General features: G+C 62.8%; 24 protein-coding genes and 3 riboswitches. Of the genes, 11 read left to right on the top strand and 13 right to left on the bottom strand.

Annotated features, from left to right (window positions below):
* Positions 1-45: 45 nt before the first annotated feature.
* Positions 46-243 (bottom strand): hypothetical protein, encoded by a 198-nt coding sequence (locus LDZ24_RS17380; protein ID WP_159833576.1) that lies wholly within the window; start codon positions 241-243, stop codon positions 46-48.
* 436 nt (positions 244-679) lie between these two features.
* Between LDZ24_RS17380 and LDZ24_RS17375 the strand changes: the two genes are divergently transcribed.
* Positions 680-1,294 (top strand): NAD(P)-dependent oxidoreductase, encoded by a 615-nt coding sequence (locus tag LDZ24_RS17375; protein ID WP_175941421.1) that lies wholly within the window; start codon positions 680-682, stop codon positions 1,292-1,294.
* A 52-nt stretch (positions 1,295-1,346) separates the two neighbouring features.
* Here the strand turns inward: LDZ24_RS17375 and LDZ24_RS17370 are convergent, their stop codons facing one another.
* The 4 genes from LDZ24_RS17370 to LDZ24_RS17355 all read right to left on the bottom strand — a co-directional run bounded on the left by LDZ24_RS17370 (position 1,347) and on the right by LDZ24_RS17355 (position 5,356).
* On the bottom strand, positions 1,347-1,811 hold the full coding sequence (locus LDZ24_RS17370; protein WP_206469470.1) for a DUF3331 domain-containing protein: 465 nt from the start codon (positions 1,809-1,811) through the stop codon (positions 1,347-1,349).
* 1,755 nt (positions 1,812-3,566) lie between these two features.
* Entirely contained in the window at positions 3,567-3,713 is a 147-nt protein-coding gene (locus LDZ24_RS17365; protein WP_248322477.1) for a hypothetical protein, read from the bottom strand.
* Positions 3,714-3,753: 40 nt separating this feature from the next.
* Positions 3,754-4,092: a DUF4148 domain-containing protein gene (locus LDZ24_RS17360; RefSeq protein WP_248322476.1), complete on the bottom strand. Its 339-nt coding sequence runs from the start codon at positions 4,090-4,092 to the stop codon at positions 3,754-3,756.
* A gap of 253 nt (positions 4,093-4,345) precedes the next feature.
* Positions 4,346-5,356, bottom strand: a complete 1,011-nt coding sequence (locus LDZ24_RS17355; RefSeq protein WP_248322475.1) for a LysR family transcriptional regulator — start codon at positions 5,354-5,356, stop codon at positions 4,346-4,348.
* Positions 5,357-5,572: 216 nt separating this feature from the next.
* Between LDZ24_RS17355 and LDZ24_RS17350 the strand changes: the two genes are divergently transcribed.
* The 5 genes from LDZ24_RS17350 to LDZ24_RS17330 all read left to right on the top strand — a co-directional run bounded on the left by LDZ24_RS17350 (position 5,573) and on the right by LDZ24_RS17330 (position 12,756).
* Positions 5,573-6,391 (top strand): alpha/beta hydrolase, encoded by an 819-nt coding sequence (locus LDZ24_RS17350; protein ID WP_175941431.1) that lies wholly within the window; start codon positions 5,573-5,575, stop codon positions 6,389-6,391.
* A 55-nt stretch (positions 6,392-6,446) separates the two neighbouring features.
* The gene (locus LDZ24_RS17345) at positions 6,447-7,643 is read left to right on the top strand and encodes an efflux RND transporter periplasmic adaptor subunit (RefSeq protein ID WP_248322474.1); all 1,197 of its coding nucleotides are present in this window, start codon (positions 6,447-6,449) and stop codon (positions 7,641-7,643) included.
* A gap of 31 nt (positions 7,644-7,674) precedes the next feature.
* The gene (locus tag LDZ24_RS17340; RefSeq protein ID WP_175941435.1) at positions 7,675-10,875 is read left to right on the top strand and encodes an efflux RND transporter permease subunit; all 3,201 of its coding nucleotides are present in this window, start codon (positions 7,675-7,677) and stop codon (positions 10,873-10,875) included.
* Between the two features lie 8 nt (positions 10,876-10,883).
* Entirely contained in the window at positions 10,884-12,389 is a 1,506-nt protein-coding gene (locus LDZ24_RS17335) for an efflux transporter outer membrane subunit (RefSeq protein WP_305854709.1), read from the top strand.
* 145 nt (positions 12,390-12,534) lie between these two features.
* Positions 12,535-12,756, top strand: a complete 222-nt coding sequence (locus LDZ24_RS17330) for a hypothetical protein (RefSeq protein WP_175941439.1) — start codon at positions 12,535-12,537, stop codon at positions 12,754-12,756.
* 6 nt (positions 12,757-12,762) lie between these two features.
* Here the strand turns inward: LDZ24_RS17330 and ppk2 are convergent, their stop codons facing one another.
* Positions 12,763-13,659 carry a polyphosphate kinase 2 gene (ppk2, locus tag LDZ24_RS17325; protein ID WP_175941441.1) on the bottom strand — a complete coding sequence of 299 codons (897 nt, stop codon included), beginning with the start codon at positions 13,657-13,659 and terminating at the stop codon, positions 12,763-12,765.
* A gap of 232 nt (positions 13,660-13,891) precedes the next feature.
* On the opposite strand from ppk2, the gene lhpI reads away from it, so the two are divergent.
* A complete protein-coding gene (gene lhpI, locus LDZ24_RS17320) occupies positions 13,892-14,833 on the top strand; it encodes a bifunctional Delta(1)-pyrroline-2-carboxylate/Delta(1)-piperideine-2-carboxylate reductase (RefSeq protein WP_248322472.1) in 942 nt (313 codons plus the stop codon).
* 82 nt (positions 14,834-14,915) lie between these two features.
* Positions 14,916-15,236 carry a hypothetical protein gene (locus LDZ24_RS17315; protein WP_244140097.1) on the top strand — a complete coding sequence of 107 codons (321 nt, stop codon included), beginning with the start codon at positions 14,916-14,918 and terminating at the stop codon, positions 15,234-15,236.
* A gap of 73 nt (positions 15,237-15,309) precedes the next feature.
* Here the strand turns inward: LDZ24_RS17315 and LDZ24_RS17310 are convergent, their stop codons facing one another.
* From LDZ24_RS17310 to LDZ24_RS17300, 3 genes are all read right to left on the bottom strand, one after another.
* Positions 15,310-15,624 carry an antibiotic biosynthesis monooxygenase gene (locus LDZ24_RS17310; RefSeq protein ID WP_175941445.1) on the bottom strand — a complete coding sequence of 105 codons (315 nt, stop codon included), beginning with the start codon at positions 15,622-15,624 and terminating at the stop codon, positions 15,310-15,312.
* 39 nt (positions 15,625-15,663) lie between these two features.
* On the bottom strand, positions 15,664-16,035 hold the full coding sequence (locus LDZ24_RS17305; RefSeq protein WP_248322471.1) for a DUF1428 domain-containing protein: 372 nt from the start codon (positions 16,033-16,035) through the stop codon (positions 15,664-15,666).
* A gap of 72 nt (positions 16,036-16,107) precedes the next feature.
* Positions 16,108-16,683, bottom strand: coding sequence for a histidine phosphatase family protein (locus LDZ24_RS17300; protein WP_371747427.1), 576 nt, complete (start codon positions 16,681-16,683; stop codon positions 16,108-16,110).
* A 27-nt stretch (positions 16,684-16,710) separates the two neighbouring features.
* A riboswitch (cobalamin riboswitch) is annotated at positions 16,711-16,834 on the top strand.
* A gap of 30 nt (positions 16,835-16,864) precedes the next feature.
* Here LDZ24_RS17300 and LDZ24_RS17295 point away from each other — a divergent pair.
* Both LDZ24_RS17295 and LDZ24_RS17290 read left to right on the top strand, forming a co-directional pair.
* Positions 16,865-17,101: a CbtB-domain containing protein gene (locus tag LDZ24_RS17295; protein ID WP_248322469.1), complete on the top strand. Its 237-nt coding sequence runs from the start codon at positions 16,865-16,867 to the stop codon at positions 17,099-17,101.
* A 9-nt stretch (positions 17,102-17,110) separates the two neighbouring features.
* Positions 17,111-17,875, top strand: a complete 765-nt coding sequence (locus LDZ24_RS17290) for a CbtA family protein (protein ID WP_248322468.1) — start codon at positions 17,111-17,113, stop codon at positions 17,873-17,875.
* On the opposite strand, the gene LDZ24_RS17285 is transcribed toward LDZ24_RS17290, so the two are convergent.
* The 4 genes from LDZ24_RS17285 to LDZ24_RS17270 are packed head-to-tail and all read right to left on the bottom strand — an operon-like array spanning position 17,872 to position 20,462.
* Positions 17,872-18,102: a DUF1289 domain-containing protein gene (locus LDZ24_RS17285; protein ID WP_206469483.1), complete on the bottom strand. Its 231-nt coding sequence runs from the start codon at positions 18,100-18,102 to the stop codon at positions 17,872-17,874. The genes LDZ24_RS17290 and LDZ24_RS17285 overlap by 4 nt on opposite strands.
* The gene (locus LDZ24_RS17280) at positions 18,099-19,397 is read right to left on the bottom strand and encodes a cobyrinate a,c-diamide synthase (protein WP_248322467.1); all 1,299 of its coding nucleotides are present in this window, start codon (positions 19,395-19,397) and stop codon (positions 18,099-18,101) included. Before LDZ24_RS17280 ends, LDZ24_RS17285 begins: the two co-directional genes overlap by 4 nt.
* A 4-nt stretch (positions 19,398-19,401) precedes the next feature.
* On the bottom strand, positions 19,402-20,004 hold the full coding sequence (cobO, locus tag LDZ24_RS17275) for a cob(I)yrinic acid a,c-diamide adenosyltransferase (protein WP_248322466.1): 603 nt from the start codon (positions 20,002-20,004) through the stop codon (positions 19,402-19,404).
* A gap of 8 nt (positions 20,005-20,012) precedes the next feature.
* Positions 20,013-20,462 carry a cobalamin biosynthesis protein gene (locus tag LDZ24_RS17270; protein WP_248322465.1) on the bottom strand — a complete coding sequence of 150 codons (450 nt, stop codon included), beginning with the start codon at positions 20,460-20,462 and terminating at the stop codon, positions 20,013-20,015.
* 12 nt (positions 20,463-20,474) lie between these two features.
* Positions 20,475-20,723: riboswitch (cobalamin riboswitch) on the bottom strand.
* Between the two features lie 53 nt (positions 20,724-20,776).
* Positions 20,777-21,028, top strand: a riboswitch (cobalamin riboswitch).
* A 125-nt stretch (positions 21,029-21,153) separates the two neighbouring features.
* Between LDZ24_RS17270 and cobW the strand changes: the two genes are divergently transcribed.
* The gene (gene cobW / locus LDZ24_RS17265) at positions 21,154-22,233 is read left to right on the top strand and encodes a cobalamin biosynthesis protein CobW (protein ID WP_248322464.1); all 1,080 of its coding nucleotides are present in this window, start codon (positions 21,154-21,156) and stop codon (positions 22,231-22,233) included.
* Positions 22,234-22,237 lie beyond the last annotated feature (4 nt).

Below are 22,237 nucleotides of genomic sequence, written 5' to 3'. Positions count from 1 at the left end.
AAGCGCCCCGACTCGGGGGCGCTTTTGCATGAGGGATTCGAACGCTCAGAGATTCGCGCGCACTGCGTCCCTGAGAGCGTCCATCACGATGCCGTAATTGAGCGGAATGTCCAGCGAGTCCGAGTAGCCCGTTTTCTCGGCTGACTCGGCGGGCGCAGCGCCGACCGGAATCGGCTCGTAGGCAGTCTCGCCTGCCGGATTGTTGCGTCCTTCGATGGCACTCTGCAATTGCGGATTCTTCACGATTAACTCCTTTCCGGTAAGGGAGCGGCGAGGACCTGCAAGATAAACCAGTGTCGTGACAAATTGACGACTTCGATTGAGCACGCATCCGCAACATAGGCGTCCGGCGCGCCGGTATTCGCCGTAATGACGCAATGTCAAAGAGCGCGGGGGCTCTAGTGTAACGGCGGCGCGCGTCGGGCGAAGCGATTTTTTCTTATGACGCCGGCGGAGCGGTATCGGACGCGGACGTGACAAAGCGGCGCGGAAATTGCATCCCCGCATCGGGCGCGTTGCTGGACTCAGCGGCGTCCCGTACGATCGTTCTCGCCAACGGCTGTTCGCGGGAAGGAATCCGAACCATCAGGACCGCTCACTCGACGTTCCTTATCGGCGTCCGGCGCGAGAGGCGCGCGCGACGACCATGCGCACGCGGCAAAACAAGGAGAAAAGAAACATGAGCAGGATCGCGATCATCGGCGCTACCGGCAATGTCGGAAGCCGGCTCACGCACGAAGCGTTGCGGCGCGGACACACCGTGACGGCGCTCGCCCGCGACACGTCGAAGCTGGAAACGCGCGAAGGTCTCGACGCGCGAGACGTGGATGCGCTCGATCTCGACGCGCTCGCCGATGCCATCGCCGGACACGACGCCGTCTTCAGCGCGACGCGTTTCTCGACCGTGCCCGAGAGCGCGATCGTGGGCGCGGTGAAGCGCGCGGGCGTGGAGCGGCTCTTGGTCGTGGGCGGGGCGGGCAGTCTGTATCTCGCGCCCGGCCAGCGCCTGCTCGACGCGCCGGGCTTTCCGGACGCCTACCGCGCGGAAGCGACAGCTGGCGCCGCGTTTCTCGACGCCCTGCGCCGCGACCGCGAGCTGAACTGGACGTTCGTGTCGCCCTCGGCGGAGTTCGTGAGCGGCCCGCGCACGCAGCGGTTTCGCACGGGCGTCGACGAACTACTGGTCGATGCCAACGGCCGGAGCTGGATTTCCTTCGACGATTTCGCGATCGCGTTTCTCGACGAGTTCGAACGCGGGGCGCATATCAAGCAGCGGTTCACGGTCGGCTATTGACCGCAGGCGGCCGCACGAAGTGCCGCCCGCGCCGCCCGCCCGCCGCCATTCCTCAGCCGTGGACGTCGGCTTCGACTTCTTCGGTCTTGGGCATCGCGGCGGCGAGAATCATCGCCGATGCGTTCTGGGGCTTCGGATCGCGCTGCGACGGCCGATAAACCTGATCCCCGCGATGGATCGGCATGCCCGAAAGCGAGCACACGCCGTCGCCGGACGCAGTGGTAGCGCGCCAGCCCTGATAGCCGTAATGGCACGTTCCCGGATCGGACCAATAAACAAGCGCGGTCGCGCTGCTCGGGCGCTCGATCACGCGCACGATGGCTTGCGGGAAAGGCAAGCGGTCGTTCGACTCCCGCGGATGCGTGCGATTCCAGTCGCGGGTCAGGCGTTCGAGGAAGGCGCTTTCGGCGCGGGCCGTCTTCTGCGACGGCGCGGTCCGCCCCGACTCGACGGGGATCGTTTCAAGTTGGTGGACGGTCTGTGACCACGGGTCCGCTCTTTTCGAAAAAGCTGTCATGGCATTGTTCCAGGCTTTGACTCGACCTAGAACGTACGTCATTAAGCATATTCCGATAAATACGGGATAGGTGAAAACACTGTCCCGTTACTACGAATAATCCGAAAGGGGAGCGAGCGGGGTTTGGATGCGGGCCGCCGGGTTGGTATGTGGACCGGCGCGCAGCCTTGCGTGGCGGGGGTTTGCGGCGGGTCTCGCCTTTGATCGAAGGCCGGACGGCGCGGGACTGTCTAGTCGCGGCAGGGAGACAAACGGCTCGCTTTTCCGTACGGGCGACGTGGGTTTGTCGGACAGATCAGGCGGCCACGTCTGTGTGGGAGCCCCGGCCGTTCGGTCTGGCGCTCGTGCGCGGGTCGCGTCTGAGGCGCAAGGATGCGACCGAGCCGGCCGGCTCAGACGGCTGCACGCGGCCCTATGGTGACCCCTGTCGGACAAGGCGACACGGCCGCCGTCGCGGTCTCGGCCCACTGCCGCGCACGTACGGACGAATCGAGACCGGGCAGGCGCCGGTCAAAAACAGATGGACAAGTGGGAGTGCGGCAATGGGCCGACCGGTGACGTTTGCCGAGCAGTTCAGATTGGTCGGCTCAGGCGACGAAAGTGCGACGACGCGTTGATATAAGAATGGTTGCGGACGCGAAACGAGCACGAGAGCAACCGACGGGAGAAAACCGCAGCGCGAGCGAGCAAGAAATGGCGCCTTGCCCACAAGGCCGGATGAGCGCGCGGAGTCTACGCCCGGCGGCGAGCGCCGCCGTGGGCTCGGTTTCGGCTATAGCGAGGGCACGATTCAGCGGGCGTTGAGACCGAAAGAACCAGACCCTAGTGCGGGCGCGTGGCCCAGCGCGGGAGGCCGTCCTATAAGCCTGCGTTTTGATCCACCGCCACGGCCTTGGACCGAAATCGCCCGCAGCCAAGAGCTCTGCGAGCGCAAGTCGAAGCAATAATCGGCGGTAAGCCGTTTGGCGGCGGAACCGCGGTTTGACGCCCTCAGGCGAGAAAGAGCGAGCGCCGCCGTGGGCTCAGTCCCAGCCATAGTGCGGGCCATTCAGCGGGCGTTGAGCCGGACTCGAAACGAACAGGCCTTAGTGCGGGCGCGCGGCCAAGCGCCGAAGCCCCCTGTATAAGCCGACAATCTGATCCACCGCCAAGGCCTCGGACCGCAATCGCCCGGGCTTAAAAGCGTTGCGAGCGCAAGTCGAAGCAACACTCGGCGGTAAGCCGTTTCGCGGCGGAACCGCGCTTCGGCCCGCTCAGGCGAGAAAGAGCGAGCGCCGCAGTGGGCTAGGTTTCGGCCATAGTGCGGGCCGCTTTCTGCGGGCGTTGCAACCGACTCGAAAGGAACAGGCCCTAGGGCGGGCGCGTGGCCGCCGTCGAAGCTCGCGGGATAAGCCGGCGTTCTGATCCACGGCCACGGCGTTGGACCGCTATCGCCCGCGCCGGAAAGCCATGCGAGCGCAATAAATGCAGCAACCGGACGGTAAGCCAATTTCGCTGCGAAAAATGCAGTTCGGCCCGCTCAGGCGAGAACGAGCGTCATGAGGATTCAGGGAGAGAGGGCGCCAGCAAGGCCATCGCGCCCGCCGTCCTTGGGGGAAAAAGCGGCAGGGCCGGGACTACCTTTCTGCTCGACGTACCCGAGGTCGCCCAAGCCACCTTCGCAACAACTCCCGTCACGCGACTACGATGCCGCGCGTCTGCCTGACGCGCAAATCGCGCCCGCGTTCAACGAACGCATCGGCGCGACCGACCCCCTCAGGAAAGCGCAGCACATTCGCTGCATTCTTGTGCAACCTGCAACCCATCGGTCGATGCGGGCTCCACGAACGGCCGCCACACCGGCGCAGTCGGCGCGAAATCGTCGAGCATGGAGAATTGTTCGAGCGACGTGTTATCGAACATGATCGACCTCATTGTAATTTAGTTAGTTAAACGAAGTAATTCAACGCGAGACGACGTTGTTTCGCACCGGCGACCCATTCGCATACTCGACGATCCCACGATTGCGCGCTTCCGCTTGAGCGGCGACCGCATCGCCCCACATGCTGCGCGACGGATAGCTATTGCGATTCAACACCGGAAGCGAGCCGTCGGAGTAAGCCGCTGCAAGTTCCGCACGGACTTGCGCGCGCGTCTTCGGTGCTTCGCTCGTGCTCGACGTGGTCTGAGTCAGATACGTCCCCGCACGGCCAATGCCTTGTCCGCCTTCAGCGAAAGCCGTGCTCGAAATGACGGCAGAGATAGCGGCAAGCGAGACACTCGCGACGATAAAGCTTTTCATGTTGCGACTCCTTTCGATCCGTTCCATATGCATCGGGATACGACGCATCGTTCACATTGAGCGATGCGTCGTGGCAGGACGAAATGTAGTCGCGCGGTGCCGGCGGATAAATGCCTCATCCGCGAATAGATTTATCGACATCCGCGAATAATCGCTCGCGGCGTCGTCATTGAAGTAAGCGGGAAATGAGAGAAATGCTTTCCATCACGGCGATGGAAAGCATTCGAGAAACGAGAAGAACAGCGACGCTTCGTTAAACGACGACGTCTGCCGTGCCTGCCACTTCGGGAGTGCCATGACGCACGATCATCGGCGATGCGGTGCTCGTCGGCAGGCAACGCTCTTCCGCATCCTTCTGTCCTTGCAGCAGCGGGCAGCGTTCGAATAGCTCGGCAACCCAGTCCACGAACACGCGCACTTTCGGCGACAAATGCCGGTTATGCGGATAGACCGCGGAAATAGGCATCGGCAAGGGATTCCATTGCGGCAAGACTTCGATGAGTTCGCCCGAGCGCAAATAAGGCAGCGCCATGAAACGCGCGACCTGCACGATGCCGACGCCCTTCAGCCCGCAGCTCAAGTACGCTTCGGCGTCGTTCACTGCGATCATGCCGCGCATCTTCACTTCGATGGTTTCACCGTCCACGACGAAATCCATATCCATAATGCGGCCCGTGCGGCTCGAAAAATAATTCACTGCCGTGTGGTTCTGCAAATCGTCGAGCGTCTTGGGCGTGCCGTGACGCTCCAGATATTGCGGACTCGCCACCGTCACGCCCTGGAACACGCCGATGCGCCGCGCGACGAGACTCGAATCCTGCAGCGTGCCCACGCGAATCACGCAGTCGACGCCTTCCTGAATGAGATCGACGGGCTTGTCGCCGAAGCCCATCATCAGCTCGATATCCGGGTAGCGCGTGTGGAAATCGCATAGCTGAGGCATCACGATCAGACGCCCGATTGCGCCCGGCATGTCCACGCGCAGCTTGCCGTGCGGGCCTTTGCCGTTGTTGGAGAACGTGCTTTCCGCTTCTTCGATATCCGCGAGAATGCGCACGCAGCGCTCGTAATAAGCCGCGCCGTCCGGAGTGAGATTGAGCCTGCGCGTCGTGCGCTGAAGCAGGCGCACGTTGAGAAACGCTTCGAGGTTTTGAATGATCGTCGTCACGGACGCGCGTGGCAGATTGAGCGTATCCGCTGCCCGCGAAAAGCTGTTCGTGTCGACGACGCGGGTAAAGACCTGCATTGCTTGTAGCCGATCCATGTTCTCGTACCTTCGATGCTGAGTGAGCGAGGAATTAAGCGGGTGGCTAAGAAATGAATTGCGCGGTCTAGCCACGATTGCCCCGATTGTTCGGGGCGACCGAATTGTGTTGCCGGATTATAGGCATTTATCTAAAAAGGCGTGGACTCCAGAATTCGCACCATCGCAACTCATGCGCGGACGCCTTGTACGCAAGGCCGTGCGAACGGAATAACCATGGCAACACTGCTGGATCAGGAGCAACGCCCGAGACTGTGCATCGAAGAGGTGCATATCGCAGGGCACGTCCAGCCAATCGTGCTGCGCAGCTACCGCCCGGCATCCGATGGCACTGTCTTGCCCATCGTGCTCTATTTTCATGGCGGTGGTTTTACACACGGCAATCTGGACGATGCCGACATCGCCGCTTCGACCATCGCGCGCGATACGCCGGCGTGGGTCGTGTCCGTCGGCTATTCGCTCGCGCCGGCCTATCCGTTTCCCGCCGCGCCGGAAGACGGCTATCGCGCGGCGCAATGGGCCTTCGCGCATGCACGCGGCCAGCGCGCGGACCCGCAGCGCATGGGCGTCGCGGGCCACGATGCAGGCGGCAATCTCGCGACGTGCGTGGCTGCCATCGCTCGCGATCGCGGCGACATTCGCGTGTCGGCGCAGGCGCTGCTCGCGCCGCTGCTCGATCCGAGCATGACGCGCGTGGCCGACGAGCGCAAGGTTCTGTGCCCCGATCTCGAACTCAGCGAGTGCGCGCGCTGCTATCGCGCCTACTTGCCGAATCCGTCGCAACGTTTGCATCCGTACGCCGCGCCGCTCGAATCGCGGCGTCTCGCTGGCTTGCCTCCTGCATTGATCGCGAGCGCGGAGCATGACCTGCTGCATATCGAAGCCGAGAAATACGCGGCCGAACTCATTGCGGCGGGCGTGCCGACCGAAGTCACGCGCCACTGCAAGGCATCGCACCAGGCGCTCGCGGCGCATGCGGCGGCATTGAAGGATGTCGTCGCCTTCTTCAGGAAACGGCTCGCGCGCACCACATAAGCGCAAAGCCACGCACCACAACAATACGAACTCAACGCAACCGGAGCTTTCCATCATGATGTTCACTCGCAAACGCATCTACGCCGCGCTAGGCGCGACGCTGATCATCGCAGGCGCGGGCGGCTATACCGTCTGGCGCGGCCAGGGCGACGCGGCCATCAATCAGGCGCGCGCCGCGGCACACAGTCCGACCGCCACCGAAGTGGACGTGGCGACCGTCGTGTCGAAGACCATCACGGATTGGCAAAGCTATTCCGGCAGGCTCGAAGCGGTGAATCACGTTGACATTCGTCCGCTCGTGCCCGGCACCATCGTCGCGGTTCATTTCAAGGACGGGGCGCTCGTGAAGAAGGGTGATCCGCTCTTTACCATCGATCCGCGTCCCTACGAAGCCGAAGTCGATCGCGCACAGGCGCAGCTTGCGGCAGCGCAGGCCCGTAACGGCTATACGTCGACGGATGCTGCGCGCGCCGAACGTCTGCTCTCGGACAACGCCATTGCCAAGCGCGACTACGACGAAAAGCAGAACGCCGCGCGCGAGGCCGTCGCGAACCTGAAGGCCGCGCAGGCCGCGCTCGAAGCCGCGAAGATCAACCTCGCGTACACGCATATCGTCGCGCCGGTGTCGGGCCGCGTCTCGCGCGCGGAACTGACGGTCGGGAACATCGTGTCGACGGGCGCGAATGCGCCGCTTCTGACGACGCTCGTCTCGGTTTCGCCGATCTACGCCTCGTTCGATGTGGACGAGCAGACGTACCTGCGCTATCTCGGCCGCGATGCGAGCAGCACCGTGCCGGTCTCGCTGGGCCTGGCGAACGAGGACGGCTATTCGCGCGAAGGCGTCGTCGATTCGGTCGATAACCGGCTCGATACGACGTCCGGCACCATCCGCGTGCGCGCGCGCTTCAACAACCCGGATGGATCGCTCGTGCCGGGGCTCTACGCACGCATCAAGGTGGGCGGCGGCACGCCGCATCCGGCAGTGCTCGTCGACGACGCCGCCATCGGCACGGATCAGGACAAGAAGTACGTGATGGTCGTGGACAAGGACAACCGCGTGCAATACCGCGAAGTCACGCTGGGCCAGACGCATGACGGCCTGCGCGTCATCGCGAAGGGACTCGCTCCGGGCGAGCGCATCGTCGTGAACGGCTTGCAGCGCGTGCGTCCGAACGATGTCGTGAAGGTCAACGCCGTCGCCATGAACAACACCGGCGATGCGCCCGCGGTGAAGACCGCATCGGCACAGTGATGCGCGTCATTCGTAACGAACAGAACCCGTCATGAACATATCCAAATTCTTCATCGACCGCCCGATTTTTGCGGGCGTGTTATCGGTGGTCGTGCTGCTGGCCGGGATCATCGCGATGTTCAGGCTGCCGATCTCCGAGTATCCGGAAGTCGTGCCGCCTTCGGTGGTCGTGCATGCGCAGTATCCGGGCGCGAATCCGAAGGTGATCGCAGAGACCGTCGCTTCGCCGCTCGAAGAGCAGATCAACGGCGTAGAGGACATGCTCTACATGCAGTCGCAGGCCAACAGCGACGGCAACCTGACGACCACGGTCACCTTCAAGCTCGGCACCGATCCGGACAAGAACACGCAGCTCGTGCAGAACCGCGTGAATCAGGCGTTGCCGCGTCTGCCGCAAGACGTGCAGCGGCTCGGCGTGACGACGATCAAGTCGTCGCCCACGCTCACGATGGTGGTCCACCTGAACTCGCCCAACGGCCGTTACGACATGACGTATCTGCGCAATTACGCGCTGATCAACGTGAAGGACCGGCTCGAACGCATCGCCGGCGTCGGCGAAGTGCAACTGTGGGGCTCGGGCGATTACTCGATGCGTGTATGGCTCGATCCGCAAAAGGTCGCGCAGCGCGGCCTGACGGCGACCGATGTCGTCAACGCCATTCGCGAGCAGAACGTGCAGGTCGCGGCCGGCGTGATCGGCGGTTCGCCCACGCTGCCTAACGTGCCGCTGCAACTGAACGTGAATGCGCGCGGCCGCTTGCAGAACGAGTCGGAGTTCCGCGATATCGTGCTGAAAACGTCACCGGACGGCGCGGTCACGCATCTGGGCGATGTCGCGCGTGTCGAACTCGCGGCATCCGAATACGGCTTGCGCTCGCTTCTCGACAACAAGTCGGCCGTGGCTATCGCGATCAATCAGCAGCCTGGCGCGAACTCCCTGCAAATCTCCGACGAAGTGCGCAAGACGATGAAGGAACTGCAGGCGGACATGCCCGCGGGCCTCGAATATCAGATCGTCTATGACCCGACGCAGTTCGTGCGTTCCAGTATCGAAGCCGTGATCCATACGCTCGCGGAAGCCATTGCGCTCGTCGTGCTCGTGGTGATCGTGTTCCTGCAGACGTGGCGCGCGTCGATCATTCCGCTGCTCGCCGTGCCGGTGTCGATCGTGGGTACGTTCTCGCTGCTGCTCGCATTCGGTTTCTCGATCAACGCGCTGTCGCTCTTCGGCATGGTGCTCGCCATCGGTATCGTCGTGGACGATGCGATCGTGGTGGTCGAGAACGTCGAGCGCAATATCGAAGCGGGCTTGTCCGCGCGAGAGGCGACGTATCAGGCCATGCGAGAAGTGAGCGGGCCGATCATCGCGATTGCGCTGACACTGGTGGCCGTGTTCGTGCCGCTCGCGTTCATGTCCGGCTTGACGGGCCAGTTCTACAAGCAGTTCGCGATGACCATCGCCATCTCGACGGTGATCTCCGCGTTCAACTCGCTGACGCTGTCGCCCGCGCTGGCCGCGCTGCTGCTCAAGGGTCACGACGAGCCGAAGGACTGGCTCACGCGCGGCATGGATCGCGTGTTCGGGGGCTTCTTCCGGCGCTTCAACGCGGTGTTTCATCGTGGCTCCGAGTCGTACAGCAAGGGCGTGAAAGGCGTCATCAACCGCAAGGCGATCATGATGGTGCTTTATGCGGTGCTGCTCGGCGGCGCGGTATTGATGGGCAAGATCGTGCCGGGCGGATTCGTGCCCGCGCAGGACAAGGAGTATCTGATCAGCTTCGCGCAGTTGCCGAACGGCGCATCGCTCGACCGCACCGAAGGCGTGATCCGCGAAATGAGCGCCATCGCTCTGAAGCAGCCGGGCGTCGAAAGCGCGGTGGAGTTTCCGGGCTTGTCGGTGAATGGCTTCACCAATTCGTCTAGCGCGGGCATCGTGTTCGTCACGCTCAAGCCGTTCAAGGACCGCGTGCATGACAAGGCGCTTTCCGCGAACGCCATCGCAGGCGCGCTGAATCAGAAGTATGCGGGCATCAAGGGATCGTTCATCGCCGTGTTCCCGCCGCCGCCGGTGCTCGGCCTGGGCACGCTCGGTGGCTTCAAGATGCAGCTCGAAGATCGCGGCGCGCTCGGCTATGCGGCGCTCGCCGATGCCACGCAGGCATTCATCAAGCGTGCATCGCAAACGCCGGAACTCGGGCCGACGTTCTCCAGCTATCAAATCAACGTGCCGCAGCTGAACGTCGATCTGGACCGCGTGAAGGCGAAGCAACTGGGCGTCTCCGTCACCGACGTGTTCGACACGATGCAGGTGTATCTCGGCTCGCTGTACGTGAACGACTTCAATCGCTTCGGCCGCGTGTATCAGGTGCGCGTGCAAGCGGATGCGCCGTTCCGCGCGAATCCGGAGGACATCGGCCTGCTGAAGACGCGCAATGCGAATGGCGACATGGTGCCTTTGTCGTCGCTCGTGAAAGTCTCGCCGACGTATGGCCCCGAAATGGTGGTGCGCTACAACGGCTATACGGCAGCGGACATCAACGGCGGTCCCGCGCCCGGCTATTCGTCGGGGCAGGCGCAGGCGGCGGCCGAACGCATCGCTGCGGAAGTGCTGCCGCGCGGGATCAAGTTCGAATGGACCGATCTCACGTACCAGCAGATCCTCGCGGGCAATGCGGCGCTGTGGGTGTTTCCGATCAGCGTGCTGCTCGTGTTCCTCGTGCTGGCCGCGCTGTATGAAAGCCTGACGCTGCCGCTCGCGGTCATCCTGATCGTGCCGATGAGTATCTTGTCCGCGCTGCTCGGCGTATGGCTCACCGACGGCGACAACAACATCTTCACGCAGATCGGCTTGATGGTGCTCGTGGGCTTGTCTGCGAAGAACGCGATTCTGATCGTCGAATTCGCACGCGAACTGGAAATGCAGGGGCGCTCCATCGTGCAGGCCGCAATCGAAGCCAGCCGCCTGCGTCTGCGTCCGATTCTGATGACGTCCATCGCGTTCATCATGGGCGTGGTGCCGCTCGTGTTGTCGTCGGGCGCAGGCTCTGAAATGCGCCACGCAATGGGCGTCGCGGTGTTCTTCGGCATGTTGGGCGTGACGCTCTTCGGCCTGATGCTCACGCCGGTGTTCTACGTGATCCTGCGCAAGCTGAGCCGCACCGAACATGTGACGGACAAGCATGGCACGCATCCGCAGATGCGCGGTATCGGCGCATCGTACGAGGCGCAATGAGGTCGATAATGAACAAGATGCCTATACAAAAATGGCTGGGTTTGCCCGCGTTGATGAGCGCGTTGCTGGTGGTCGCAGGATGTTCGCTCGCGCCCACGTATGAAAAGCCGGACGTCAACGCACCGAGCGCCTATAAAGAAACGCCGACGCTCGCGCCTTCGGAAGCGGGCACCTGGAAGACCGCGCAGCCTTCGGAAGAGATGATGCGCGGTGAATGGTGGACGCTCTTCGACGATGCCACGCTCAACGATCTGGAACGTCAGGCGCAAGAAGCCAATCAGAACCTGAAAGCCGCGGCGGCGCGCGTGAAGGAAGCGCGGGCGATCAATCAGACCGCGCGCGCGGGGCTGTTTCCGACACTCGACGCAGGCTTCGGTCCGACGCGCGAGAAGCTCTCGCCCGCATCGCAGTTCCTGCCTCCGAACGCTAACGTTCCGGCGCAGACGTTGTGGCGCGCGCAGGCGAGCGTGTCGTACGAGGTGGATCTGTTCGGGCGCGCGTCCAATACCGTGCAGGCCGCCAACGCCGACACGCAGCAAAGCGAAGCGTTGTTCCGTTCCGTGCAGCTCGCGTTGCAGGCGGATGTCGCGCAGAACTACTTCGAGCTGCGCGAGCGCGATGCCGAACTGGACGTGTACACGCGCACCGTGACGCTGCGTGAAGAAGCGCTGAAGCTCGCGGAGCGACGGTTCGCCGAAGGCGATATCAGCGAGTTGGATGTCGCACGCGCCAAGTCGGAACTCGCGACCGCGCGTTCGGATGCGATGACCGTGCAACGGCTGCGGGCGGCATCCGAGCATAGTCTCGCGGTGTTGCTCGGCAAGACGCCCGCCGAGTTTTCGATGGCCGCTAATCCGCTCAAGCCTGTCACCGTGCACGTGCCGCCTGGCTTGCCGTCTTCCTTGCTCGAACGTCGCCCGGACATTGCGGCAGCGGAGCGGTCGATGGCGGCGGCGAATGCGCGAATCGGCGTGGCGAAAGCGGCGTTCTTTCCGTCGCTCACGCTGACGGGCTCGGGCGGCTTCGAATCCGCCACGCTCGGCGATCTCTTCAACTGGTCGAGCCGCACGTTCCTGCTCGGACCGTTCGCGGGCACCATGCTGAACCTGCCCATCTTCGACGGCGGGCGTCGCAAGGGCAACCTCGCCAATGCGCGCGCCATCTACGAAGAGGACGTGGCGAATTATCGCCAGCAAGTGCTTGTGGCGTTTCGTGAAGTCGAGGACAACCTGTCGGACTTGCGCATTCTGGAAACGCAGACGGCGACGCAAGCCGATGCGGTGAATGCGTCGGTACGCGCCGCGCAACTGTCGCGCAGGCAGTACACGGAGGGCGCGGTGAACTATCTCGACGTGATCGACGCGGACCGCACGGTGCTGCAATCGCAGCGCGCGGCCGTTCAGCTCGCGGGCGCGCAGGCGGTATCGACCGTCAACCTCGTTCGGGCTCTAGGCGGCGGCTGGGGCGATGCAATGCCCACGCCCGTGCCAGAACCGAGCCTCGCGCAGAAGTAACGCCAACGCACAAAGCCCCGCTCGAAGCGGGGCTTTTGTCATGAAGGCGATTGTTCGTCGCGAGGAACATATGTCTTCACCTGGCGCCCATTTATCCCGCACGACGCGATCCCTAGAATCTCAATCATGGGAACGGGAGCGTGCTATGAGAGCTTTGATCGAAAGACAGCTATATCAACCGTCAGTGGTCCTGCCACTGCTTCTTCTAACGCGCCTGATGGTGTCGCTCGACTTCAATCTCGCGCAAGTTGCATTCGTGGTGCTGCTCAGAGGCTCGCAGCAGGTCTATCATTTCGTGCATCAGGCGGCGCTGCGTCAGCGCGGCGGCACGGCGGTGGAGCGCATCGCCTGCCGTCACTGCTGCTGAACTTACTCAATACACTTCGGGGACGTACATCGATTCCGGCACGGGCTGACGCAGATAATCGGGATTGAACACGCGCTCGGGCAGCGTGATCTGCGGGTGCTCGATCTCGTGATACGGCACCTGGCTCAACAGGTGATGGATGCAGTTGAGGCGCGCCCGCTTCTTGTCGACAGCCTGAACGACCCACCACGGCGCTTCGGGAATATGCGAGCGTTGCAGCATGACTTCCTTCGCCGCCGTGTACGCTTCCCAGCGACGGCGGCTCTCCAGATCCATCGGACTCAACTTCCACTGCTTCAGCGGATCTTCGATTCGCGCCTGAAAGCGCACTTCCTGTTCGTCGTCGGTGATCGAGAACCAGTACTTGATGATCTGGATGCCGCTACGCACCAGCATCTTCTCGAACTCCGGTACCGAGCGAAAGAATTCCTCATACTCTTCGTCGGTGCAGAAGTGCATCACGCGCTCGACGCCCGCGCGGTTGTACCAGCTGCGGTCGAACAGCACGATCTCGCCACCCGCCGGCAAGTGCGAGACGTATCGCTGAAAGTACCATTGCGTGCGCTCGCGATTGTTCGGCGCGGGGAGGGCGGCGACGCGGCAGACACGCGGATTCAACCGCTGCGTGATGCGTTTGATCGCGCCGCCCTTGCCGGCGGCATCGCGCCCCTCGAAGATCACGACAAGCCGGTGGCCCGTATGAACCACCCAGTCCTGTAGCTTCACCAACTCGCCCTGTAGCCGGAACAACTCGCGGAAATAGGTCTTGCGAAGCTGCCGCTCTTCGTCCGAGAACGCCGCTTCGCCATCGAGGAAGCGATCGTCGATTTCCATCTCGAACTCTTCGTCGTAGCTGTCGATCAGGTCGGCGTGAAAGCGGCGCTGCTTGTCCGTCGTCGTCATTGAATGCTCCATGTGCGTGCTATGGCCTGCTCTTGGTGCAGTGTGCGGGCGGCGCAGAACGCCCGATGGTGACGTTCCCGCATGGCAGTCGTATGACACCGCCTTCCGCGTCATCTCGCGTCATTCATTGTATGAAGCCGCGCGCTTTATGACACGAGCCGCGCGACCCTTAGAATGGACGAGCGTTTGATGGCATCACGATGGCACAACCATTCCAGAGGCGAACCGCACGATGATCGACACACCTGGCGCAATTCCCTTTTTCGACGCGGCGCAAACCGCGCGCCTTCTGCCTTACGACCGCTTGGCGGATACGCTTGCCGCGACGATGCTCGATTATGCAGCCGGCCGCATCGAGAGTCCGGAGCGGATGGTCGTCCCGCTCGCGCACGGCGGGGTGATGCTCTCGATGCCCGCGACGGCCGCCGACATTGCCATGCACAAGCTAGTGAACGTGTGCCCGGGCAATGGCGCGCGCGGCCTCGCAACGATTCACGGTCAGGTCACCGCTTTCGACGCCACCACGGGCGTGCCCCAGTTCATGCTCGACGGTCCCACGGTCACGGGTCGCAGAACGGCCGCGGTCTCCATGCTGGCGATACGCGCGCTGGCGGCCGACATTCCACGCGAAGTGCTTGTGATCGGCACCGGAAAGCAGGCGGTGTCGCATGTGGAAGCGCTCGCAAGCCTGTATCCGGACGCGCGCCTATTCATTCTCGGCTCGCGTGCGGGGCGCGCGAGTGCTTTCTGCGCGGACCATGCCGCGCTTTCGCCGAACCTGATCCCGCTCGAAGGTCCGGCGATACCGGACTCCATCGACGTGGTGATTACCACGACCACCAGCAAGACCCCCGTGTACACGCTTGCGGCCAGCGCGGCGCGACTCGTGATAGGCGTAGGTGCATTCACCGCCGATGCCGCCGAAATCGCCGCTTCGACCGTTCAAGCCAGCGCCTTGTTCGTCGACGATCTCGCAGGCGCGCGCCACGAAGCGGGCGATTTCATCCTCGCCGGAATCGACTGGAACGTGGTGCGGCCGCTCGCGACGGCGCTTGCATCGCATGAAAGACTCGACGTTCCGGTGGTTTTCAAGTCGGTCGGATGCGCGGCCTGGGACCTCGCGGCCTGCCGCGTTGCGAGGGCAGTTTTGTCCGACCAGAGCCAAGCCGGGTGACAGGTGGAACAACCTTTGCTGTAAGTTTGCTCGATGACGATTGCGCGACGGCGCTCAAGCACTCCAGCGAATGAACAGATCAATGAACAGTCGAATCGACACCGACCGGGCAGCATGGCCGGCAGAATACCGAACCGCCCATAGCAACGACCTTGCGGTTGCGCGGGCGCCGGCGCCTTCTGTGCAGGGGCGCGCCGCGCCGCCCGCCGCTTATTTCATCTCCGTCCTCGAGATGGCGACGGGCGAACAGCTCGGCAACGAGGAACGCGTGCGCGCCGTCGCCATGCTGGAGACGGAATTCGGCGCGGGACGGCCACGTACGCTAAAAGAGGCGGTGCGCATTTGCGCCGCCGCCATCGATTCCTCTACTTTGCAGCGCATGGCGCGCGGAGCAAAGGCCTGATTCGAAGCGCCGAAAGCGGTCATGGCAGACGGTCTTTAAGCACATTCTTTCATCAACGTGTAAAAGAAACGTGCTACTTGACGGTCTGAATGACTTCGAAGCCTTCGAATTCAGGGTGCCCGAGATAGAGCTGGCGCGTCTCGCCGCCTGCGTTGCGATGCGCGGCGCGAAAGGCGTCGGACCGCGTCCAGTCTTCGAACGCCGCCCGATTCGCCCAGATCGTGTGGCTCGAATAGAGGACATGATCGTCCTTGGCCGGGCCCTTCAGCAAATGAAATTCGACGAAGCCGGCGACGTCCTTGAGATGCGTGTCGCGGCTCGTCCATAGGCGCTCGAAGTCGGCTTCGGCGCCGGGCACGATCTTGAAGCGATTCATGGCGATATACATGTCGACGTTTCCCTTTGTGGTGATTGAACGAACGAAGGCTTAAGAGCGCGCCAGTTCGACTATCGTCGCAAATCCGCCGAAGAACATGCGCTTCGCATCGAACGGCGGCTCGCCGTGCTCCATCATCGCCTTCAGACGCGGGTCATTCATGACCTTTGCGTTGACTGCGTCGCGCTGCTCGCGCGATTCATAGAGTATCCACGAGAACGCAATCGTTTCACCTTCCTTCAACTGCACGCTCTGCGGAAATGAAGTGACTTCCCCGGGCTTCACGTCGTCGGCAATGCTCTCGACGAATTGCAGTGCGCCGTGCTCCAGCCAGATCTTGCCCGCCTCTTCGGCCATGACGCGATACGCGTCGATCTTGCCGATGGGGACAGGTACGACGAATCCATCCACATAGTGCGCCATGTGAGCCTCCTTGAGCGATATCGACAGCGTCATGCCGTCAATTGCATTGGAGCCCGAGCCGCACGACGAAGTTCAGGCCACGGTCCAGACGCCGCACCGCCGGTCATAGTCGAGCGATATGGACGACAGGGGCGCGAAGTCCATCGCGAAGATGGATTCGAGCGGGTCGCCTCGCACATGCGCCAATGCGGCTTTGACGACGATGGCATGCGTGACGATCAAATAACGTTCGGTGCGGGCATTGTCGTGCACAAGAGTTGCCAGCGCTTTCGCAATGCGTTCGGACAGCATCGCAATACTCTCGCCGCCGTGCGGCCGCGCGTCGACATTCGTGAGCCATGCGCTCATGCCTTCAGGCTCCTTGTCGGCGATGGCGCGTATCGCATGCCCGCGCCAGCGGCCGTAGTCGATATCGCTGAAGGCGTCGCACGTTTCGACGCTGCTTGCTATCCATTCGGCCGTCGCGCGGGCAACGGCCGCGGGACTCGCTATCACGCGGCCGTCGAAATGCGCGAAGCGCTGCGCAAGCGCCGCGCGGTCATCGCATGCAGGCGGCTCCTCGCCCGTCGGAAAGCGGGCGGCTTTCATCGCGTGCGTGGCGGCGTGGCAGAGAAGCGTGAGGTTCAATGAAGGAGGCAATGGGCGCATCGTTGCTTTACTTTGCCCGCAATCGTCCTAGAATGGCAAGCTTGCAGTGCGAGGAAGCCGGTGCAAGCCCGGCACGGTCGCGCCACTGTAAGCGGCTTTCGTGAGAACGACAGTCCGCGAGTCAGACCCCGCTGCAAGCTCTTTCGTCTATTGGGACGCGCTTTTCCCTCGGAGAAACTCAATGAATGTCGCTCACGCGCCGGTCTATTCCGCCGCTTCCGTTTCGCCCGCCGTCGATGCGCCGGTGCCTATTCCGGTACGTGAAGTCTTGCCTTGGGCCGTGTTCATCGGCCTGATCCTTTTGATCGCCATCTATTTCGTCGGCGCGGAGCAGGGCGCGACGTCCATCTTCTCCGGCATGTACGTTCACGAATTCGTGCATGACGGCCGGCACTTGCTCGGCTTTCCCTGCCACTAAGGGCGCGTCATGATTCGCAGCTTGTTGATACGCGGCATGATCGCGGGTCTCGTCGCGGGCCTGCTCGGCTTCGGCTTTGCGAAGCTCGTCGGTGAGCCGTTCGTTGCACAGGCCATCGCGTTCGAAGGAGAACATGCGCATGGACATAGCCCTCAGGAAGCCACGGCTCATTCACACGATCACGACGGCGATGAAGAACTGGTGAGCCGGGACACGCAGGCCGGTCTGGGTCTCTTTACCGGCGTGGCAGTATTCAGCGCTGCGCTCGGCGGCATTTTCTCGCTCGTCTTCGCGTTCGCTTATGGACGGCTCGGCGCATTGCATGCGCGCGGCACATCCGCGTTGCTCGCGATATTCGGTTTCTTAAGCGTGGCGGTCGTGCCTTTCCTGAAGTATCCGCCGAACCCGCCGTCGGTCGGCAACGCGGCGACGATCGGTCCGCGCACCGCATTGTTCTTCGGCATGTTGGCCCTCTCCATCGCGGCAGCGGTGTTCGCCGTCGCGCTGCAAAGGCGGCTGCGCGTGCGGCGAGGCGAGTGGAACGCGACGATGATCGCAGGCGCTTTTTATATCGCATCGATGCTGCTTGCGCAGTTCGCGCTGCCGCGTATCGAAGAAGTGCCGGCCGGCTTCTCGGCGTCGTTGCTCTGGAACTTTCGCATCGCGGCCATCGGCATTCAGGTCATCATCTGGACGACGCTCGGGCTCTTGTTCGGCGCGCTCGCTGCCCGCGAACTCGAGCGGCCCGCATTGCGCAAAGTGGCGGCCGTCTAAGCGTTTTCTCGCGACAATGCCGCTTGCCTTGCGGGCAATTCATCCAATAGCGCGAGTTTCGCGGCATCGTCCATCGAACGGAACGACTTGATCTCTTCGCGGCTCCTGAAGCATCCCGCGCACAGACCGTGTGCGGGATCGATCTTGCATACGCCCGTGCACGGCGAACCGACCGGCTCTTGCGACTTCGCGCGTGCAATGGTGAAGGCGAGGTCGATGATCGTCATAGCGATTCACCGCGAAAGAGCGCCGCGGCGGCGGCCGGATTCGATGGCCAATACGCGTGCATATACGTGGCCGTGATCGGACCATGGCGATAGAGGGCTTCGCCTTCGGCGCCTGTCGTTGCATGCTTCGAGGTCAGATGCGGCTGCATGGGTGTATCGAGCGTGGAGTAATGGAACGTGTGGCCGGTGAGCGCGCCATGCGCGGTATCGAGCCTTTGCATTGCAAGACGCGCGAGACGGCGCTGCATGAAGGCGTTGCCGGGCAGAAGACCGAGCATCGCATGCTTCGTGCCTTCCACGTCCGTCAGCGTGTCGAGCAGATACAGCATGCCGCCGCATTCAGCGACGACGGCTCTTTCACGCGCCACATGCGCTTGAATCGCTGTCCGCGTGCGAAGGTTCGCGGCGAGCGTGGCCGCTTGCAGTTCCGGATAGCCGCCGGGAAGATAGAGCGCGTCGGCATCGGCGGGCACGGGTTCATCGGCGAGCGGCGAGAAGGTGCTGACGCGCGCGCCCATTGCGTGCAGCAAGTCGATATTGGCCGGATAGACGAATGAAAACGCAGCATCGCGCGCCATGGCGATATGCAAGCCTTCGAGCAAACGCGGCGGCGCTTCCTGCATCGCGTCCTCGAAGCGCACAGGCGGCGGTAGATCGGCAAGCGTGGTAGCGGCAATGGCATCGGCGGCGCGATCGAGACGCGCATCCAGTCCCGCCACTTCCTGCGCTTGCGTCAAGCCCAGGTGACGCTCGGGCAGCGCGATGTCCTCTGCATTCGAAAGATGCCCGCAATAGCGCAGTCCATCGGGGATGGCTTCGGCCAACATCTGCGCATGCCGCGCCGATGCAACGCGGTTGGCTAGCACGCCATGGAACGGCACGTCCGCGCGATAACGCGCCAATCCGAACGCGATTGCGCCGAACGTCTGCGCCATGCCATGCGCGCCGATCACCGCGAGCACCGGCACGTTGAACGCGGCAGCGAGGTCGGCGCTGCTCGGCGTGCCGTCGAAGAGACCCATGACGCCTTCGATCAGGATCAGATCGGCTTCGCGCGCGGCCTCTGCGAGCAACGCGCGGCATGCGTCGAGACCGACCATCGACAGATGCAGCGAATAGACGGGCGATCCGCATGCGCGTTCGAGAATCATCGGATCGAGAAAATCGGGACCGGTCTTGAATACGCGCACGCGCAGGCCACGCCGCGCATGATGACGCGCAAGCGCGGCCGTCACCGTGGTCTTGCCTTGATGCGACGCGCTCGCGCCGATGAAGAGTGCGGGGCAGGAGGGCATGAGTTCAGTACTCGACGCCACGTTGCGCCTTGACGCCCTGCTCGCGATACGGATGCTTCACGAGCCGCATCTCCGTGACGAGGTCGGCCAGTTCGACGAGCGCATCCGGCGCATGACGGCCCGTCACGACCACATGCAGCATCGCGGGACGCGCCTTCAGCACATCGAGCACTTCGTCGAGCGGCAAGTACTCGTACTTGAGCACGGCGTTGAGCTCATCGAGCACGACCATTTGATATTCGCCGCTCTCGATCATGCGCCGCGCTTCGTTCCAGCCTTTGCGCGCGGTCGCCATGTCGGCCTCGCGGTTTTGCGTGTTCCATGTATAGCCGTCGCCCATCGTCACGAAATCGCAATTGGCGACCGCGCTCAGAAAATCGCGTTCTGACGTATGCAGCGCGCCTTTGATGAATTGAACGACGCCGAGCTTCATGCCATGCCCGAGCACGCGCACCGCCATGCCGAAAGCGGCCGTGGTCTTGCCCTTGCCATTGCCTGTGTTGACGATCAGGAGACCCTTCTCGTGATCGGCGGCGGCCTGCTTCTTTTCGTGGCCTTCCTTGCGACGCTGCGTCATGCGCAGATGCGATTCCGTATCGGTTTTCATGGGCTCTTTCAGGCTTTCTTCGTTGCTATGGCGACGGTCACATGACCGTCGATCATCTTCGGCACCACAAGCTCTCCGCCCTCGCTCGCAAGCAGCGCGCTAGGCTCGCACACGCCCTCGGCGGGCATGTGCGCGAGCTCGTCCGCGCGATAAAGGCGCAATGGCAGGGCATGACGCTCGCAGAAAACACGCAAGCCGGCTTCGTCGTGTTTGATGTCGATGCTCGCGACCACCGCGATGTGCGCGAACGTGAGTTCCGGTGCTTGAAGCGCACCAAGCGCATGAAGCGCACGAAGCACGGCCGCTTCTATCGCATCGGCGCTTACGCCGCGTTTGCAGCCGATGCCGACGGCGAGATGGCGTCGGCTCACGCAAGGAAGCATCATCGAACGAATGGACGGAATGCGTGCGCCGCGCATGCGTCCCTCGCGGATGGCGGCGTTCGGCGAAGGCATCATGATGGCGAGATGCGCTTCGTCCCCTGCGCTGGCCGGTATCCGGGCTTGCGTCCGTCATCGCGCAGCCTTCCCACCGTGAACGGGCAGTGGCCGTGTGCGCCATGCGCGATATCATGCAAGCCGATACCGCCGGTCGCGTACCGTTGCGGGGACAGCACAGGTTGGCGAGCGCTTGCATGATCGTGAAGACGCCGCTTCCTGTTTCCCGTTTAACTGCGCGTTTCGTGTGAACGCGCGAGCACCAGTCGCGCGCCAACGATACCACATGCACCGGTTTCGGCGCCGGCTTCCTTGACGCTCTTTCGCAGGCAGCCTAGACTTCACGCAGTTCTGGTGCCCGCGTGCGAGCTTCTTTCGCATGCAGTTAAACGGGAAGCAGGAAGCGGATGCGTTCATCATGTGAACGGACGCGCGCCAACCTGCGCTGCCCCCGCAACGGTAAGCGACCGGCGGTATCGGCAAATACGATATCGCGCGTTGCGCACGAAGCCACTGTCGGTACATGGCAGGAAGGCTGCGCAACGAGGTCGCAAGCCCGGATACCGGCCAGACTTTCGCAGGGTTCACGCCGCGGGGATGCGGCATGGTCCATGATCCATCAGTCGTGCGCTTTTTCCCGCAGATCTCGCCGGCGATACCTTCCTCGCGCGACGCACGCACGACGCACGCACACACGAGCCACGGAGCGACGATGCAAACCCGCAAGATACCCGTCACGGTCGTGACCGGCTTTCTCGGCAGCGGCAAGACCACCTTGATGCGCCACATCATGTCGAATGCGCAGGGCTTGCGCCTTGCTGTCATCGTGAATGAATTCGGCGAGCTCGGCATAGACGGGGAAATCCTGAAGGGTTGCGGCATCGGTTGCGACGACGAAGCCGGGTCCTCCGAGCGCAATCTCTATGAGCTCGCTAACGGGTGCCTGTGTTGCACGGTGCAGGAAGAGTTCTATCCGGTGATGGAGCAGTTGCTGGAACGCCGAGAGCGCATCGATCATGTGTTGATCGAGACGTCGGGCCTCGCGTTGCCCAAGCCGCTCGTGCAGGCATTCAACTGGCCGTCGATCAAGAATGCGTTCACGGTGGATGCCGTGATCACGGTGGTCGATGGTCCTGCCGCCGCAAGCGGACAGTTCGCCGCGAACCCCGCAGCGGTCGATGCGCAACGCAAGGCCGATCCGAATCTCGATCACGAATCGCCGTTGCACGAGCTATTCGAAGATCAACTGTCTTCGGCTGATCTCGTGATCGTCAACAAGACCGACCTCATGGACGCCGACGCACTGCGCCGCGTGGAGGCACTCGTGCGGCCCGAGATTCCGCCGCAAGTGAAGGTCGTGCCCGCGCAAATGGGCAAGCTCGATCTGCATGCGCTGCTCGGTCTGCAATCGGCGTCCGAGGACAGCATTCATCTTCGCCACGATCATCACGGTTCTGCCGACGATGAAGGCCACGTGGACCATCACCATGACGAATTCGATTCGGTCGTCGTCGAAGGACAAGTGGAATCGCGCGAACAGGCCATTGCGGCGTTGCAGGCGCTCGTGGAGAGCCACACGATCTATCGCGTGAAAGGGTTTGCCGCGCTGCCGGGCGCGGGCATGCGTCTCGTGGTGCAAGGCGTGGGCCGGCGTTTCGACAGCTATTTCGACCGGCGCTGGAACGAAGGCGAAGCCGCGAGCCGCTTCGTGCTGATCGGAGAAGACCTCGATGGTCCAACCTTGCAAGCAGCGTTGAACGCGGCGCTGGCGAACGCGCTCGCGCAGGCCTGACGCA

The organism is Caballeronia sp. Sq4a, assembly GCF_023170545.1.
GTDB lineage: Bacteria > Pseudomonadota > Gammaproteobacteria > Burkholderiales > Burkholderiaceae > Caballeronia.
Note: the sequence above shows the minus strand (reverse complement) of the source record. Positions and strands in the feature narration are given on the sequence as shown.